Annotated in this window: 13 protein-coding genes, 1 tRNA gene and 1 pseudogene; 9 read left to right on the top strand and 6 right to left on the bottom strand. The window is 58.3% G+C overall.

The window, feature by feature from the left end; translation table 11 throughout:
* Positions 1–70 precede the first annotated feature (70 nt).
* Positions 71–304, top strand: a complete 234-nt coding sequence (locus tag AC6RA8_RS04205; RefSeq protein ID WP_500350870.1) for a hypothetical protein — start codon at positions 71–73, stop codon at positions 302–304.
* Here AC6RA8_RS04205 and gltB read toward each other — a convergent pair whose 3' ends face one another.
* From gltB to AC6RA8_RS04185, 4 genes are all read right to left on the bottom strand, one after another.
* Positions 305–4,834 carry a glutamate synthase large subunit gene (gene gltB, locus AC6RA8_RS04200; protein ID WP_500350869.1) on the bottom strand — a complete coding sequence of 1,510 codons (4,530 nt, stop codon included), beginning with the start codon at positions 4,832–4,834 and terminating at the stop codon, positions 305–307.
* Complete coding sequence (locus AC6RA8_RS04195; RefSeq protein ID WP_500350868.1) at positions 4,831–5,544, bottom strand: hypothetical protein; 714 nt, start codon at positions 5,542–5,544, stop codon at positions 4,831–4,833. The genes gltB and AC6RA8_RS04195 overlap by 4 nt, the downstream gene beginning before the upstream one ends.
* A complete protein-coding gene (locus AC6RA8_RS04190; RefSeq protein WP_500350867.1) occupies positions 5,541–5,978 on the bottom strand; it encodes a GFA family protein in 438 nt (145 codons plus the stop codon). Before AC6RA8_RS04190 ends, AC6RA8_RS04195 begins: the two co-directional genes overlap by 4 nt.
* A 123-nt stretch (positions 5,979–6,101) precedes the next feature.
* Positions 6,102–7,541 carry an NAD(P)-dependent oxidoreductase gene (locus tag AC6RA8_RS04185; RefSeq protein WP_500350866.1) on the bottom strand — a complete coding sequence of 480 codons (1,440 nt, stop codon included), beginning with the start codon at positions 7,539–7,541 and terminating at the stop codon, positions 6,102–6,104.
* Positions 7,542–7,754: 213 nt separating this feature from the next.
* Between AC6RA8_RS04185 and AC6RA8_RS04180 the strand changes: the two genes are divergently transcribed.
* A complete protein-coding gene (locus AC6RA8_RS04180; RefSeq protein WP_500350865.1) occupies positions 7,755–8,558 on the top strand; it encodes an undecaprenyl-diphosphate phosphatase in 804 nt (267 codons plus the stop codon).
* Here AC6RA8_RS04180 and AC6RA8_RS04175 read toward each other — a convergent pair.
* Entirely contained in the window at positions 8,555–9,535 is a 981-nt protein-coding gene (locus tag AC6RA8_RS04175) for a complex I NDUFA9 subunit family protein (RefSeq protein WP_500350864.1), read from the bottom strand. The two genes, AC6RA8_RS04180 and AC6RA8_RS04175, sit on opposite strands and share 4 nt — an antisense overlap.
* 202 nt (positions 9,536–9,737) lie before the next feature.
* Between AC6RA8_RS04175 and AC6RA8_RS04170 the strand changes: the two genes are divergently transcribed.
* Positions 9,738–9,824, top strand: a tRNA-Leu gene (locus tag AC6RA8_RS04170).
* Positions 9,825–9,857: 33 nt separating this feature from the next.
* Here AC6RA8_RS04170 and AC6RA8_RS04165 read toward each other — a convergent pair.
* The gene (locus tag AC6RA8_RS04165) at positions 9,858–10,538 is read right to left on the bottom strand and encodes a GntR family transcriptional regulator (protein WP_500350863.1); all 681 of its coding nucleotides are present in this window, start codon (positions 10,536–10,538) and stop codon (positions 9,858–9,860) included.
* 378 nt (positions 10,539–10,916) lie between these two features.
* On the opposite strand from AC6RA8_RS04165, the gene AC6RA8_RS04160 reads away from it, so the two are divergent.
* The 6 genes and pseudogenes from AC6RA8_RS04160 (at position 10,917) to AC6RA8_RS04135 (ending at position 16,584) form a co-directional block, all read left to right on the top strand.
* Positions 10,917–11,900 carry a TRAP transporter substrate-binding protein gene (locus tag AC6RA8_RS04160; protein WP_500350862.1) on the top strand — a complete coding sequence of 328 codons (984 nt, stop codon included), beginning with the start codon at positions 10,917–10,919 and terminating at the stop codon, positions 11,898–11,900.
* Positions 11,901–11,986: 86 nt separating this feature from the next.
* A complete protein-coding gene (locus AC6RA8_RS04155; protein WP_500350861.1) occupies positions 11,987–12,481 on the top strand; it encodes a TRAP transporter small permease in 495 nt (164 codons plus the stop codon).
* Complete coding sequence (locus tag AC6RA8_RS04150) at positions 12,478–13,788, top strand: TRAP transporter large permease (RefSeq protein WP_500350860.1); 1,311 nt, start codon at positions 12,478–12,480, stop codon at positions 13,786–13,788. The genes AC6RA8_RS04155 and AC6RA8_RS04150 overlap by 4 nt, the downstream gene beginning before the upstream one ends.
* 67 nt (positions 13,789–13,855) lie before the next feature.
* A complete protein-coding gene (locus tag AC6RA8_RS04145; protein WP_500350859.1) occupies positions 13,856–14,599 on the top strand; it encodes an SDR family NAD(P)-dependent oxidoreductase in 744 nt (247 codons plus the stop codon).
* Positions 14,596–14,913, top strand: a pseudogene (locus AC6RA8_RS04140) (cupin domain-containing protein); the annotation flags it as partial. The gene AC6RA8_RS04145 and the pseudogene AC6RA8_RS04140, both read left to right, overlap by 4 nt.
* A gap of 636 nt (positions 14,914–15,549) precedes the next feature.
* On the top strand, positions 15,550–16,584 hold the full coding sequence (locus AC6RA8_RS04135) for a zinc-binding dehydrogenase (protein ID WP_500350858.1): 1,035 nt from the start codon (positions 15,550–15,552) through the stop codon (positions 16,582–16,584).
* Positions 16,585–16,759: the final 175 nt, after the last annotated feature.

Here is a 16,759-nt window from a genome sequence, read left to right as displayed (position 1 = left end):
CTAAGACGCGTTAACGATGTCTGCTATTTTTGCCGTGGTGGAGGCACTCAACCCTGCACGGAGATAGGAGATGATTGAGCCAACAACCGAGGCCCGGCCGGGGGCCATTGCGCAGCAATACCGCGTGCTCAACGCAGCCGACGCAGCCCTTGTCTGGGTTCTCAAATGGTCTGGTGATGCAAACCACGTCATTGCAAACAAGTTGGGGACAATGCCCACGCGGGTTGCGGACATCCTTGCTGAAAACACGCATCTGGGCAGCAAGGAACAGGCGACCAAGCTGGTCGCCCGCTCCGAAAGCTGACTATTCTGCCGGAATGGCTGTTTCTTCGAGGCTGATCGGGTGCTCGAGCTTGTCCAGCATTTCCTTCGGACAGATCTGAAGGAAATTGTGCTGCTCGACATCCCAGTGCTGTAGGATGGCGGCGGCCTTGGCGCTGCCTGTCTCTTCCAGGTGACGTTCCAGCAACCCTTCAAGCTGCGCCTTCCAATGGTCCACGGTCACCGGGCAGGTTACCAGCGTTTCCATGTTCATCAGCGCCTGTGACTTGCCCTCCGGATCATACAGATAGGCCATGCCGCCGGTCATACCCGCACCAAAGTTGGCCCCGATCTCACCCAGAATGACAGCGATACCGCCAGTCATGTACTCGCACCCGTTCGACCCGCAGCCCTCGATCACCACCTTGGCGCCCGAATTGCGCACGGCGAAACGCTCGCCCGCGCGACCCGCCGCAAACAGGTAGCCGTCGGTGGCACCGTACAGCACGGTGTTGCCAATGATGGTGTTGTCAGCGGCCAGGATGGGCGACGCCATGGGCGGGCGCACCACAATGGTGCCGCCCGACAGACCCTTGCCCACATAATCGTTGGCATCGCCCGACACTTCCAGCTTCAGACCCGGTGCCGCAAAGGCACCCAAGGACTGTCCCGCTGATCCGGTCAGCTTCACAGTCAGATGGTCGGACTGCAGGGTGTTGCGCATTCCGAACTTCCTCACGATGTGGCTGGATGTGCGGGTGCCCACAGTCCGGTGGGTGTTCTGCACCGCATATTGCAGTTGCATCTTCTCACCGTCCTCAAGGAACCGCGCCGCATCGCGCACGATCTGTGCGTCCAGCGTGTCAGGCACTGCATTCCGTTCGCGATCACGATCATAAACGATGTCCGCTGCCCCATCGACCGAGATGAGCATCGGGTTCAGGTCCAGATCATCCAGATGGGCCGATCCACGCGACACCTGCGCCAACAGGTCCGCCCGGCCAATCACCTCATCCAAGCTACGCGCACCGATTTCGGCCAGCAGCTCACGCACCTCCTGGGCATAGAAGGTGATCAGGTTCACCACCTTGTCCGCATTGCCGGTGAACTTCGCGCGCAGGCTTTCGTCCTGTGTACACACGCCCACGGGGCAGGTGTTCGACTGACACTGACGCACCATGATACAGCCCATCGCGATCAGGGCCGCAGTGCCGATGCCGTATTCCTCGGCCCCCAACATTGCTGCCATGACAATGTCACGGCCCGTGCGCAGACCACCATCGGTCCGCAAGGTCACCCGGTCGCGCAGGTTGTTCATCGCCAGCACTTGGTGCGCTTCGGTCAGGCCCATTTCCCACGGCAGGCCAGCGTATTTGATCGACGTCGCAGGCGATGCACCGGTGCCCCCGTTGTGGCCGGAAATCAGGATCACGTCGGCCTTGGCCTTTGCCACACCGGCGGCAATCGTGCCAACGCCAGAGGACGCCACCAGTTTCACCGTCACCTTGCAGCGCGGGTTGATCTGCTTGAGGTCATAGATCAGCTGCGCCAGATCCTCGATCGAATAGATGTCGTGGTGCGGCGGGGGCGAAATCAGCGTCACGCCCTTGGTCGAGTGCCGCAACCGCGCGATCAGGTCGGTCACCTTCATGCCAGGCAGCTGCCCACCCTCACCGGGTTTCGCGCCCTGAGCCACCTTGATCTCCAGCTCTTCGCACTGGTTCAGGTACTCGGCGGTCACACCAAAGCGGCCCGACGCGACCTGCTTGATCTTGGCCGACGGGTTGTCGCCATTGGGTTCGGGGTGGAAGTGGGCCGGATCTTCGCCGCCCTCGCCACTGTCCGACTTCGCGCCAATCCGGTTCATCGCCACATTCAGCGTCTTGTGCGCCTCGGGCGACAGCGCGCCCAGCGACATCCCCGGCGTGACAAAGCGCTTGCGGATCGAGGTGATGCTTTCCACCTCTTCCAGCGGAACCGGCTTGCCCAACGGCTTGATGTCCATCAGGTCGCGCAGATGGATCGGCGGGTTCGACCGCATCTTGGCCGAATACTGCTGCCACATCTGGTAGGACGCTCGGTTGCACGCCATCTGCATCATGTGCATCGACGTCGCTTCCCACGCGTGCGTCTCACCCGACTTCCGCGCCTTGTAGAAACCACCGATGGGCAGAACGTTGGTGCCGGTCCAGCCTTGGGCGTGAACGTCCTCCACCTTGGACTGAATGCCGGTCACACCGATGCCACTGATGCGGCTGGTCATGCCGGGGAAGAACTCGGCACACATGGCGCGGGACAAGCCCACGGCTTCAAAGTTCAGCCCGCCGCGATAGGAGGACACCACGGAAATCCCCATCTTTGCCATGATTTTGAGCAGACCCTGATCGATGGCATTGCGATAGCGCGCCACGTTCTCGGTCAGCGTGCCATCCAGCAGCCCGCGATCAATGCGGTCGGCCAGTGAGTCTTCGGCGAGGTAAGCGTTAACGACGGTCGCCCCGCAGCCAATCAGCACGGCAAAGTAATGTGGGTCGATGCACTCGGCACTCCGCACATTGAGCGAGCAGAAGGTCCGCAAGCCCTGCCGCGTCAGATGCGAATGCACGGCGGACGTTGCCAGTATCATCGGCATCGCCACCTTGTCCGCATCCGAATGCTGATCGGTCAGCACGATGTGCCCCGCACCTGAACGCACAGCGTCTTCGGCTTCTGCCCGGATACGCGCCAACCCCGCGCTCAGCGCGCCCTGTCCGGTTTCAAAGGTACAGTCAATCTCGACCAGATCGGCGTTCAGATGCGTGATCAGCTCATCCCACTGTGCATTGCCCACAAACGGGCTGTCCAGCGTGATGATCTCGGTCTGCGCACTGCTTTCATCCAGCACGTTCTTGAGGTTACCGAACCGCGTCTTCAGGCTCATCACCCGATACTCGCGCAAGCTGTCAATCGGCGGGTTCGTCACCTGGGAAAAGTTCTGCCGGAAGAAATGCGACAGCGGGCGGTACTTCTTGGACAACACGGCAGAGGGCGTGTCATCCCCCATCGACGCCAGTGCCTCTTTCCCATCCTCGGCCATCGGGGCCAGAATGCTCTCCAGCTCCTCGATCGAATAGCCGGCCGCAATCTGACGCCGGCGCAATGCCTCGCCTTCGAACAGCGCCTTCTCAGTCACACCGGACAAGGCGGATTCAAGATCGGTGATCTTGCCAACCCACTCACCAAAGGGCTGCGAGGCCGCAAGCTGATCCTTGATCTCGGTGTCGTGGAACAGCTTACCCTCGACCATATCAACCGCCAGCAACTGGCCCGGGCCCAGCGCGCCCTTTTCAACAACACCGGCCTCTTCCAGCGGCACCATCCCGGTTTCGGACCCGGCAATGACCATCCCGTCATTGGTCACAACATAGCGCATGGGGCGCAGACCATTCCGGTCCAATCCAGCACAAACCCAACGGCCATCGGTCATTGCCAAAGCAGCAGGGCCGTCCCACGGCTCCATCACCGAGTTGCAGTAGGAATACATGTCGCGCCACGCCTGCGGCAGCTCTACCGCCTGCTTCGACCACGACTCCGGCACCAGCATGGTCTTGGCCATCGGTGCATTGCGGCCCGCGCGGACCAGCATCTCGAACACGGCGTCCAACGCCGCCGAGTCACTCGACCCGCTGGCCACGATGGGTTTGATGTCCTCGGCCATCTCACCAAAGGCACCGGAGGCCATGCGGATCTCGTGAGATTTCATCCAGTTCAGGTTGCCCTTCAGCGTGTTGATTTCGCCATTGTGGGCCAACATGCGGAACGGCTGCGCCAGCCACCATTGGGGGAAGGTGTTGGTGGAATAGCGCTGGTGATAGATGGCAAAAGCGCTCTCGAACCGCTCGTCCAGAAGGTCGGGATAGAACTCCGCCACCTGCTCGGCCAGCATCATGCCCTTGTAGATGATCGACCGGCACGACATCGACGCGATATACAGCTCAGGCACCTGCGCGGCAGCGGCAGCCTTCTCGATCCGGCGGCGAATGACATACAGCTCGCGCTCAAACGTCTCTTCGTCCACACCTTTGGAATTTGAAATCAGGATCTGCTCAATCTCGGGACGGGTGGCATTGGCCTTTTCACCAAGGCAGTCGATGTTCACAGGCACATGGCGCCAGCCATAAATGTAATAGCCCATGCGCAGCACTTCGGTTTCCACGATGGTCCGGCAGGTCTCTTGCGCGCCAAAGTCGGTGCGGGGCAGAAACACCTGACCAACAGCAACCATCTGGTCGCGGTTGGGGGTGTGGCCGGTGCGCTCGATCTGGTCATAGAAAAACGCTTCGGGGATTTGCACGTGAATGCCTGCGCCGTCGCCGGTCTTGCCATCGGCATCGACCGCACCCCGGTGCCAAATGGCTTTCAGTGCCTTGATCCCGTTTTCAACAACAGCCCGACTTTTCGTGCCATCCACGGACACAACCAAACCCACACCGCAGGACGAATGTTCCTCGGCTTCCGAATACAGACCATTCTCGGCCATAAACGTGCGCTTGGCTTCCTCACGGCGGACCCAGTCGGCATCATATTTGGTCATTGGTCGGTTCCTTTCTTCGGGCTTGCGAAACGCGCCAGCGTCGGCTCGCACTCATATAGCGGCGTTTTGGTGAAGAACCCGGGCTCTCCGGGGTACACAAAGTCGATCGGTGAATTGTCCCATGAGATGGGTTCGTCAGTGTCGGTGCGGGTGTAGTTGCCACTGATGAAACGGCGCAGACGCGGAATGATGTATTCGTTGCCTTCCAACTCGAAAACGGTGCCGTCGGCCAGCTCGCTGCGCATGGAAAACTGCGTTTTCAACAGCGTTTCGCCGTCAATCACAATCTCACCCGGCAGAATGCGGTCGAACCCGACGTAGCGGTTCAACCCGTCCGGCCCGCGTTGCTGAAAATCAAGGCTGTCGACCCCTGTCTCCAGCAATTCGGTCATGTTCGCCGGATCGGCGGGCGGCTCGACCAGAACAAACCGGCGCATCGGAAACATCTCATAGCTTTCGACCCACTGGGTTTCATAGTCGATCTTGCCCAAGTTGCTTGGCCCATCGACGTCAAAGGTGATGCCCCACTGCTCGCCGTCGGCATCCGCCTCGCAGGTGTACAGATGCGTCACCTCGCACCCGCGGCTCTGGATCGTCAAAATCTCGGTGCAGCCGGCTGGCGGATAGAAACGTGATGCATCCTGCTGGGCCAAGGCCGGCACAGCGCAGACGTTCGCCAGAGCGATGGTGATGCCTGCAAGCTGCTTCATGATTCATCTACCGTCGGATTGATGGCAACGACATCGGCGCGCGTCAAACGCTTTTGGCCGTTATCTTCCAGATGCAGGCCCTCCGGTGTGTGATCCACAAATATCTCGTGGCTCAGTGTGAAAGCGTCCGGGTCGTCAAAGATACCAAGCGGCAGATCGGTGCCGCCAAACCATTGGTCCTGCTTCGTTTGGCGGAAATACAGGTTGGTCCCACACTCACGGCACCACGCCCGTTCGGCCCAGTCGCTGCTGGCACGCGTGGCGATGTGTTCAGTGCCGGTCCAGGTCAGGTCATCGGTCTTTATGCTCACTTCACACAGGGCCGATCCGGTCCAACGGCGGCAGGATGGGCAGTGGCAAATGCCAAAAGTGGTTGGCACATTGCGCGCAACAAAGCGCACAGCACCACACAGGCATCCTCCCTTCTGTTCCATCTTGTCCGTTCCTCCAGTCAGCGATGCTGACCTATCCGTTGCCAATTTATCAATGCTGCGCGCGCGCCCGGTGTACAGGGGGTGCACGCCTAGTGTACGGGGGCTGCCCCCTGTATGGCGGGCCTACTCGGCGGCCAATACAGTCGATCCGACGTTAAAGTCGGACAGGATCGCTTCGGCACAATCTCGACCATCCCGGATGGCCCAAACGACCAAAGAAGCACCCCGCACAATATCACCTACCGCGTAAATGCCTTCAGCGGCCGTCTTGCCCGTTGTGAACTCGGCCTTGATCGTGCCCCAGCGGGTGACGTCTAGGCCGTCAGTGTCCCAGAGGGTCGGCAGGTCATCTGGCTCAAAGCCCAACGCCTTGATCACAAGGTCCGCCTCTTCAACATAATCGGCCCCCTCGATCACTTCGGGCGCTTGGCGACCCGTGGCATCGGGTGCACCCAGACGCATCTTTTGCACCATCACACCGGCAACCTTTTCACCGTCTGTGGTAAAGCCCTTGGGCGCGCTCAACCATTCAAAGACAACGCCTTCTTCCTCGGCGTTCTGCACCTCGCGTTGCGACCCGGGCATGTTCGCGCGGTCGCGGCGGTACAGGCATTTGACAGATGTCGCGCCCTGCCGGATCGACGTCCGCACGCAGTCCATTGCTGTGTCGCCACCACCGATGACGACAACCCGCTTGCCCTCAGCATTAAGGCGGCCATTGTCAAAGTCAGGCACTTCGTCGCCAAAGCTCTTGCGGTTCGATGCGGTCAGAAAATCAATGGCCTTTTCGATGCCCGCCGCTTCGCCGTTAGGCATTGAAAGATCACGGCTTTTGTAGACGCCGGTTGCGATGATCACCGCGTCATGCTCGGCCCGGATCGAGGTGAAGATATCCGCATCCACGTCACAGTTCAGCACGAATTTAACGCCGCCCGCCTCAAGCTGTTCATTGCGACGCATGACAACATCTTTTTCCAGCTTGAAGCCGGGGATGCCGTAGGTCATCAACCCGCCCGCGCGGTCATAGCGGTCATACACGGTGACCTGAACGCCAGCACGACGCAGCACATCCGCAGCGGCCAGACCACCAGGGCCAGCCCCGATGATGCCGACGGATTCAGCGCGTTCGGTCTTGGGCGCGATGGGCATGACCCAGCCTTCTTCCCAAGCGGTGTCCGTGATGTATTTCTCAACCGACCCAATGGTGACAGTGCCGTGGCCGGATTGTTCAATGACGCAATTGCCTTCGCACAGACGGTCCTGCGGGCAGATGCGACCACAGATTTCAGGGAAGGTATTGGTCGCCTGGCTTACCTCATAGGCTTCCCGCAAGCGCCCCTCGGCCGTCAGTTTCAGCCAGTCGGGGATGTTGTTGTGCAAGGGGCAATGCGATTGGCAGTAGGGCACACCGCATTGCGAACAGCGCGACGCCTGCTCTTTGGCCTTGGCATCAGCGTACTCGGCATAAATCTCGTGGAAATCGTCGCGACGTAATTCTGCGTCACGCTTCTCGGGCATGTCACGTTCGATATTCACGAATTTCAGCATCGGTTGTTCAGCCAAGACATATCCTCCAACAAGCGGTCTGCGCCGTTTATGATATAGCGAAGGGAATTAAAAGTCAGTATTGTTGACTTTGTTTCGGATTTCTCGCGAAATCGCAACGTCAGTTTTGGAAATTTGGCTCAAAAATATATCCGAGCCGGACCTATATTCCTGCTTTACGTTCAGAATCAAAGGCTTGTAACGTCACCGTATCACAGGACTAGGCGCAAGATGACTCTTTTTCAACTTTTGATGGTAGCCATCATTCAAGGCATCACCGAATTTTTGCCTGTGTCATCATCTGGGCACCTCATCTTGTTGCCAACACTGACCGGAACACCAGATCAGGGTCTTGCCATCGATGTTGCAGTACATGTCGGCACATTGCTCGCGGTCATCTTGTACTTCTGGGCGGACGTACGAACTGCGGCTCATGGCTTGACCCGGCTTGCACAGCGCAAGGTCGACACCCAGGGCGCATTCCTGGCCCTGTGCTTGATCACGGCAACGATTCCAGCGTTGATTGTTGGCTTTGCGATAAAGGCAACCGGGCTAGACGAGGCCATGCGCAGTGCGGCGGTGATTGGATGGACCATGCTCATCTTCGGTCTTGTCCTTTATTGGGCTGACAAACGCGGCCCGGCGGACCGCGCAGCGGAAAGGTGGACGGTCAAGCACGCCGGCTTGATGGGTCTTGCTCAGTGTCTGGCGCTGATCCCTGGCACATCACGGTCAGGGATCACCATAACCGCCGCCCGTGCCCTTGGATATGAGCGCGAAGGGGCAGCCAAACTGTCGATGCTCATGTCGATTCCGGTCATCATCGCGTCCGGTGCGGTGTTGAGTGTTGATGTCGTCAGCGATGCGAATTGGGCTGTGATGCGCGATGCAGTCATAGCCGCAGCGTTTGCCTTTATCGCGGCGCTTGCCGCACTGGTCCTGATGATGCGGTTGCTGCGCAGCGTCAGCTTCACACCCTACGTGATCTACCGCGTCATCCTCGGGATGGGCTTATTGGTCTGGGCCTACAGTTAGACGCGAAGGTTCCGTGCGCTTTCCTTGATCGCATCATATTGGCCCGAGGGGCGGAAACGCCAAAGATAGTCGGGCAGAACCGAGCTCATCGCGATCGGATCAATCCCAAGGTCCTCAAAACCTTTGGCGCCGTCGGGCACCACGTTGTCATTGCGCAGGTTGCGCACCTGATCACGCGTAATCTGCGCCGGGACCAGCCCAAGTGTCAGCGCATTCAGCGTGTCAAAGCCAAACCCCATGATGGATGCGGCCCAAAACGGAATATTCACAACGGCACGGCGGCGACGGATCACCTCGAGCATCAAAGTCATCAACGCCCGGAATGTACTCACGTCCGGGCCACCAAGCTCATACACACCGGCGGGTACATCGGTTGTCAGCGCACGTTCGGCAGCTTTGGCAACATCATCAACATAGACAGGTTGGAACCGCGTCTCCGCACCGACAACAGGCAGGACCGGACCCAAACGGGACATGGAAGCAAACCGGTTAAAGAACTGGTCCTCAGGCCCAAAGATAATGGAGGGGCGCAAAATCACCGCCTTCGGCATGTACTGCAGCACAGCGGCTTCACCTTCGGCCTTGGTGCGGGCGTAATTGCTGTCGCTTTCGGCATCCGCACCGATTGCTGAGACATGGATCATCTTTTGGATGCCCTGCTCAGCTGCGATGCGCGCAATCCGCTCCGCTCCTTCAGCCTGCACCGCGTCAAAAGTGTTCTTGCCCTGTTTGGCGAGAATTCCAACGCAGTTTACGACAGCATCAGCCCCCATCATCACCTGCGCAACCGACGCATCGTCGCGGATATTGCAAAGAACAGGCTCAACCTGCCCCACAACACCATAGGGTTTAACAAAGATCGCTTCGTTCGGGCGGCGCACGGCCACACGCACGCGCCAACCTGCCTTGGCCATCCGTCTTGCGATGTACCGCCCTACAAAACCGGATCCGCCATAGATCGTGACCAGCTGGGACATGTCTTGCTCCTCGCGCACAGGTTCGAAACGGGTCTATCTGTCGCTTTGCGCGCAGACAAGACGCCAATTTGGCACGGCAAAGGCCGGATTTGAGGTTTTTTCAAAGCCGTCGCTCAGAAGACCTGTGCCATACCCTGACGATCATACAGAATCGGATTGACACCCCCAAGCACCACGCTTAAACGACGCTCCACCAACCCGTGCCCAGATGGCGGAATTGGTAGACGCGCTAGCTTCAGGTGCTAGTGTCCGTATGGACGTGGAGGTTCGAGTCCTCTTCTGGGCACCAAAAATCCGACAGTCCTGGACCTGAATCGTGCGCTTACTCTTCGAAATAGCCCTTATGCGTTGTATAGATCGCGTCGATGATCGGATCGAGGCGATTAAGGTGTTGGCGTAGAATGCGATCAGCGGCCTCCGCATCCTGCCCAAGCAGCGCCTGCACCAACCCATCGTGATCTTCATACAGCGTTTCCATTGCCTCAGTGCTGGTGAGTGACAACATGCACAGCCGATCAACCTGCGCCTTGTTTGCAGCGATCATCTCGAACGCGAAGGGGCGGCCGGCCGATAGGCAGAGCAAGCGGTGAAAGTCGTAGTCCAGATCATGGAACGCCTTCGTGTCTTCAGCCGCAATGGCCTCCCGCTGCGCGCGTAGGCTCGCCTTGAGATCAGCGTCGAATGCAATGTCGCGCGACTGGGCAGCGTTGCGCACTACCTCAAGTTCAATTGCCGCACGCACGAAACGGGCGTTGGCAATCAAATCCCGCGAAAACGGGCGAACAACCGTGGCCCGTTGAGGGCGGATGAGCAGCAAGTTCAGATTGGCAAGACGGGTGAACGCCTCGCGCACGGGTTGACGTGAATATCCAAAGGACTTCGCCACATCCGTTTCAGAAATTTTTGTGCCGGGAAGCAGATCAAGCCCTACGATCCGAGCATATAACTCCTCAAAGATACGGTCTGTGCTGGTAACGCGATCAACGGTCTCTGTGGATGCCATTGGTGTTTGTCTTTCCGATATTCGATTGTCGCATTGTGCCAAAGATACAAGGCTTGGGAACCCCCAGTTTCTGCATACCAGACAACAGTTGGTACGGCGTTCGACAACGCCGAAAATAGCCTGATATCGGTAAATGTAAACTTTCTTGTTGACTAGTATACAAGTTTTCGTGTTGCCTAGCCCCACTTCAGGAAGGGACAGGACCATTAGGTCGATAGGAGTGAAGTTCTGCGGGGTTCCCAGTGGCCGGCAATCAACAGCCAATACCGTTCCCCATGATTAAGCTCCCGACCCGTCGGCCCATGCCCTCCGTTATGGTTTCCGTCTGAGAAGGGCGGCAGCCACACAGGAAGACCAGAACATGAATGGGAGGTTCACATGTTCAACTTTTCACTGAAGGCAGCGGTGGCCGCTGCTGTCCTGATCGGTGGCGTTTCCATCGCGCAAGCCGATGTCACTCTGCGGGGCGCAAGCATGTTCGATGAAGAGCACGCGTTCACTCAGACGCTGCGCGAATTCGAACGGCTGGTGGCCGACAAATACGATGGCGAGGTCGCTTTTGATCTGCGTCTCAACGGCGAACTGGGCGTTGAATCCGACTATGTGACCTATCTCAATCAGGGCGTCGCGGTCGACTATACGATCCTCGCACCGTCCAACATGGCCGTTTTTTCGGAATCGATCCCGCTGATGGACATGCCTTTCCTGTTCCGCGATCTCGATCATTGGAATGCCGTACTATCATCCGACGCGCTGCAACCGCTGGAGGATGATCTGCGCGAAGCTGCCGGAATTGTCATCGTCGGCTATCACGGTGGCGGTGTCAGGAACCTCGCCTCGGCCGAGCCTATTACCAATATGGAAGAACTCGCCGGCCATCGGATGCGGGTGATGGGTGCGCCAATTCAGGCACAGACATTCTCGGCAGTGGGTGCTGCACCGTCGGCCATCGCGTATAACGAGGTCTATAACGCCATCCAAACGGGTGTGATCGCAGGATTTGAAAACGAGGCGGCGTCAATTCAGAACCTGAAGTTCTATGAGGTCGCTCCGCATATCTCGTTGACGCAGCACACCATCACCGTGCGCCCAATCGTGATGTCAGCCAAGATCTTTGACGGTCTGCCAGCCGATCTTCAGGCCGCCATCAAGGACGCAGGGGCCGAGGCCGGTGCGTTTGGTCGTGCCCTTGAAAGCGGGCAGGACGGCGAAAAGCTGCAGGCGATGGCGGATGCCGGTCAGATCAAGGTTCACGACTTCGCAGGGCGTGAAAAGATGCTTGAACTCGTGCAGCCGGTTCAGGATGCTTATGCTGAAGAGCTGGGCGCAACCGAACTGCTTGAGCGCATTCGCGGGATGTAATCTCATAAAGACGGGCGGCACCTTCTTGGGGTGCCGTCCGTTGCCTCTTTGACCCAGTTTGGGGACACTTCCGCATAGGACAGAACATGGTTGGACGACTTCTAGACCGGTTTTGCATCGGTCTTCGCATCTTGCTTGGCGTGCTGATGGGCGTTCTGGCCATCCCGGTCGCGATGCAGGTGATCTCTCGCTACACTGGCCTGATCCCTACATATCTCTGGACCGAGGAACTGGCGACATTCATCTTCATATGGATCGTCATGATTGGATCAATGGTTGCTGTCTGGGACGGCACACATTTTGATGTACGGGTGATCCCGGATGCGCAGCGCCCCCTGCTGCGTCTGATCCAGAACGGGATTGTTCATCTGGCGATCCTCATATTCGGGCTGCTGTTTGCAATCTATGGGATTGAATATGCCGAGTTTGGCAGCAACCAGCGGTCGGTGATGATGCGCGCCAATCTTTTGATTACCCATATTTCCCTGCCAGTTGTTGGCGTTATCTGGTCCATTTTTGCCAGCTACCGGCTTGTGCAGGAGGTCGCGGTGTTCCGCGAACCCGCCAGAGACATCCGATGATCCTCGACACTGCCACGGCAAGCCTCATGCTCATTTTGGGCTTCCTTGTCCTCATCCTGATCCGGATTCCCGTGGCCTTCGCGCTTGGCTTGTCCACGGTACCGGTCGTGCTGATCGAGTTGCGCCTAACACCGTTCATCGTGCTGGACCGGATGTTCCAGTCCTACAATTCTTTCATCCTTTTGGCCGTGCCGTTTTTCCTGCTTGCGGCAAATCTTATGAATAGCGGCAAAGTCACCGATCGTTTGATCGAACTGGCCCGCGTTCTCACTGGCTGGCTACCGGGCGGTCTTGGGCATGTGAACGTAGCTGTGTCCATGTTGTTTGCCGGTATCTCGGGGTCCTCCACGGCCGATGCTGCCGGGATTGGCAAGATCCTGATCCCCGCCATGCAGAAAGAGGGGTATGACACGCGCTTTGCCGTTGCGATCACCGCCTGTTCATCCGTGATGGGTGTGATCATTCCGCCGTCCATCCTTATGATCGTCTGGGGCGGGGTGATGCAGGTCTCGGTCGGGGCGCTGTTTCTGGGCGGTGCCGTGCCGGGTCTGATGATCGGACTTGCCCTGATGGCGACAGTCTATGGTTTCGCGAAGGTCCGCGGGTATCCGGTGACGGCGCGGCCAGACTTGCACGAATTCCTCGCGGCTTGGAAAGGGGCGGCCCTCGCGCTACTCACACCGATCTTCGTGATTGGCGGCATCGTGGGCGGCATCGTCACACCAACAGAGAGCGCCATCATCGCAGCGGGCTATGCCCTGATCCTGGGCATGTTCGTCTATCGAACGGTAAAGCCACGCGATCTTGGCTTCATCCTGTACGACACTGCGCGGTTTGCTGCCATTTCACTGTTCGCCATTGGCACGGCAACTGCCTTTGGCTGGCTCTTATCCTTTTACAACGCCCCGCGCTTGATCGTCGGTATCCTGACCGCGTGGGAATTCGGCTCGTTCGGCACCGCGCTCGTCATCGCAGCGCTTTTCCTGATCTTTGGGCTCTTCATCGATGCAATCCCGACCATCATCATTCTGGGCACGGTTCTGATGCCGGTGGCGCAGGCTGGCGGCGTTGATCCAATCGCGTTCGCGATTATCGGGATCGTGTCGCTGGCATTCGGATTGGTGACGCCACCCTATGGGCTGTGTCTGTTGATCTCATCAGCCATCGGGGGCCTGAACGTGGTTCAGGTGCTGCGCGAAGTGGCGATCATACTCGCCCCGATGCTGGCGATCCTGATCCTCCTCGCCGCAGTTCCCGACATCATATTGTGGCTGCCCAGAATCCTCATGCCCGGTGCATTCCCGTGATCCCCGAAACATCATTTATCCCGAACCCTCGGGCCGCATAGCGCCCGCCCTGACAGGAGAGAGCTTTATGAAACTTGCAGGCAAAACAGCCATCGTGACCGGAGGTGGCCGCGACATTGGCCGTGCCGTTGCTGTGAAACTGGCCTCCGAAGGAGCAAATGTCGCCATCAACTATTTTACCAGTTCAAAAGGTGCAGAAGAAACAGTGGCACAGGTCGAGGCGATTGGCGGCAAGGCCATCGCGATTCAAGGCGATCTGAACGAAACGGCAGACGCGGACGCATTGGTCGCACAGACGGTCGAGGCCTTCGGTGGTGTAGACATCCTTGTGAACAATGCTGGAGGCCTGATCGCGCGCAAGACCATTGCTGAGATGGACTTGGATCATTGGAATGCTGTAATGTCCCTTAACCTCACAAGCACCTTCTTGATGACGAAGGCCTGCCTCGCCCACATGTCGCAAGGTACCATTGTGAATCTTGCCAGCCAAGCTGGACGTGACGGGGGTGGGCCAGGTGCGGTGGCGTATGCGACATCCAAGGGGGCCGTTATGACCATAACGCGTGGTTTGGCCAAGGAGCTGGGCCCAGACATCCGCGTCAATGCGCTTTGCCCCGGCATGATCGACACGGATTTCCATAACATCCACACACCCGACGCGGGCCGCCGCGGATTTGAAGCGAACGCCCCGCTCAAGCGTCAGGGGCATGTCGAGGATACCGCGAACCTTGTATTGTTCCTGGCCTGCGACGACAGCGCCTTCCTGACCGGAACAAATATCGACATCAACGGTGGCATGCTATTCTCATGACCGTCACTCGGAGCCACCCGATCATTCAGACGAGCGAGGGCGTCACACGGCAAGTGCTGGCCGATCATCCCGATATGATGGTGGTGGCCTTCCGCTTCTCAGCGGAGGGGGCCGTCGGCGTATTGCATGATCATCCTCACGTGCAATCCACCTATGTTGAAAGCGGGCGGTTCGAATTCACGCTTGGTGACACCAGACGCATTGTGGGTCCGGGCGAAAGCTTTGTTATCCCATCGGGTCAGGCACACGACTGCGTCTATCTGGCGCCGGAGACGTTGATCGACACCTTCATGCCCAGGCGCAACAACTTCATCTCAGGTTTCTCTGTGCAGGGTGCATTGTCCTGTGGCTCGAACGGTGCGGTGACGCTGCATCTAAGCTGTGCGGTTAAGGCAACAAAGCGTTCTGTCCATCACATAACTCATGTTAGAACCTTGGGACGTTGATATGCTCCATAAGACGGCTGTGGATGGCCCTGAGCGATACCATGGGGGTGGTCAGAGAACCCAATTGTAGCAATTCTTGACCCCAAACATTTTGCCAGAACACTGTTGTGTGTATTCAATCTTGCGGGAGTGCGGATGGTGTAGTCGCCATCGAGTAAATGGTGAATCCACCTTCGGCGAGATACAACGAACATCACGCGGCGTTCGTCGAAAAGTACAAGGGGACCCTGAAAAGATTGCCAAGGAAATGGCCGATTGCGCCTGCGATACCGAGGGGCTGAATTGGACGGTCATGGTCAAGGACAACCAACGTTCGCATGGCGGATGGTTCTCTGCTTCGGTTTAGTTCACTGACGAGGACGAAATGAAGGCGCGCGAGCCTGTCATCGACAATTTCGAGCCGCCTTATATGAACCAAGGGTGCTTTTGTCTTTTTCTGTTTGGCGGATAAAGGGATTAGTGGCAGAAAACTTGCCACATTCAAAATAGCTCCCGGGTATCTCAATGCGCGCTGCCGTTGTCCGCACATTCAGCCAAGATCTGTCAATCGAAACGGTGGCCGATCCAGTTTGCCCCGATAACGGCGTCGTTCTTGAAGTTGCGGCCTGCGGAGTCTGCCGATCCGACTATCACGGATGGACCGGCGAACATCCTCGTGTTCAAGATGGCTCAATCCTTGGTCACGAGTACTGCGGCACCGTGGTCGAGGCGGGGCCAAAGGCGAAACAGGCGCTGGGCGACCGGTTGATTGCGCCTTTCATCCTGTCTTGCGGTGATTGCCCAGCCTGCCACACGGGCGTGTCCAATACCTGCGAAAACCAGGTTGTGCCGGGCTTCGGCGTGCCGGGCGCCTATGCGGAATACGTGGCCGTACCCTTTGATCACAACCTTGTTCACCTGCCCGATACGATGACACCAGCGCTGGCGGCCGGGCTGGGATGCCGGGTAACTACTGCGTGGCACGCACTGACTGATCGGGCCAATGTCCGGGCAGGTGAGTGGGTCGCCGTGCATGGCACCGGGGGTATTGGCCTTGCCACCTTGCTCTTGGCCAAGATGCTTGGGGCACAGGTGGTAGTCGTGGACGTGGTGGATGAAAAGCTGACCCACGCCAAATCCCTTGGCGCGGATGCAGCAGTGAACGCGGCCAATACGGACGCAGCCGCTGCGATCCGGGATATCACCGGCGGCGGCGCGCATGTCTCTGTTGAAGCGCTTGGAATCGAAGCGACCACCAATGCATCAGTCGAGTGCCTGCGCACATTGGGCCGCCACGTGCATGTGGGTATGCCGGCGGGCTCGGGTATGATGCAGGTGAACATGCGGGCCATCTACACCAAGCAACTTTCATTCTTCGGTACACGCGGCATGCCCGCCTGGAAGTATCCGTCACTTCTGTCGATGATCGAACGGGGTGACGTGGACCTCAGCCCGATGGTTGCGCGAGAGGTGACCTTGTCCGGTGCCAGCGCGGAATTGCGGGCAATGCATGGCCCAACCCCGCCTGGGACCGCTGTCATTACTGATTTTCAGGTCTAGCGTCCTAGTCGACGCAGAAACCCCGTTTGCGAAGATACGCGCCAAAATCAGCGCGCTCCGGCTGGCTATATTGGCGCACTTTGTCGTCTGACCAGCCATATGTTTCAGCTTGCCCAAAGATGTCGACAAAACGCTGCTTGTCGTAGGGCTGTGTTTCAGCACGATCTGCGTCATA

Source organism: Tateyamaria sp., from assembly GCF_059783535.1.
Note: the sequence above shows the minus strand (reverse complement) of the source record. Positions and strands in the feature narration are given on the sequence as shown.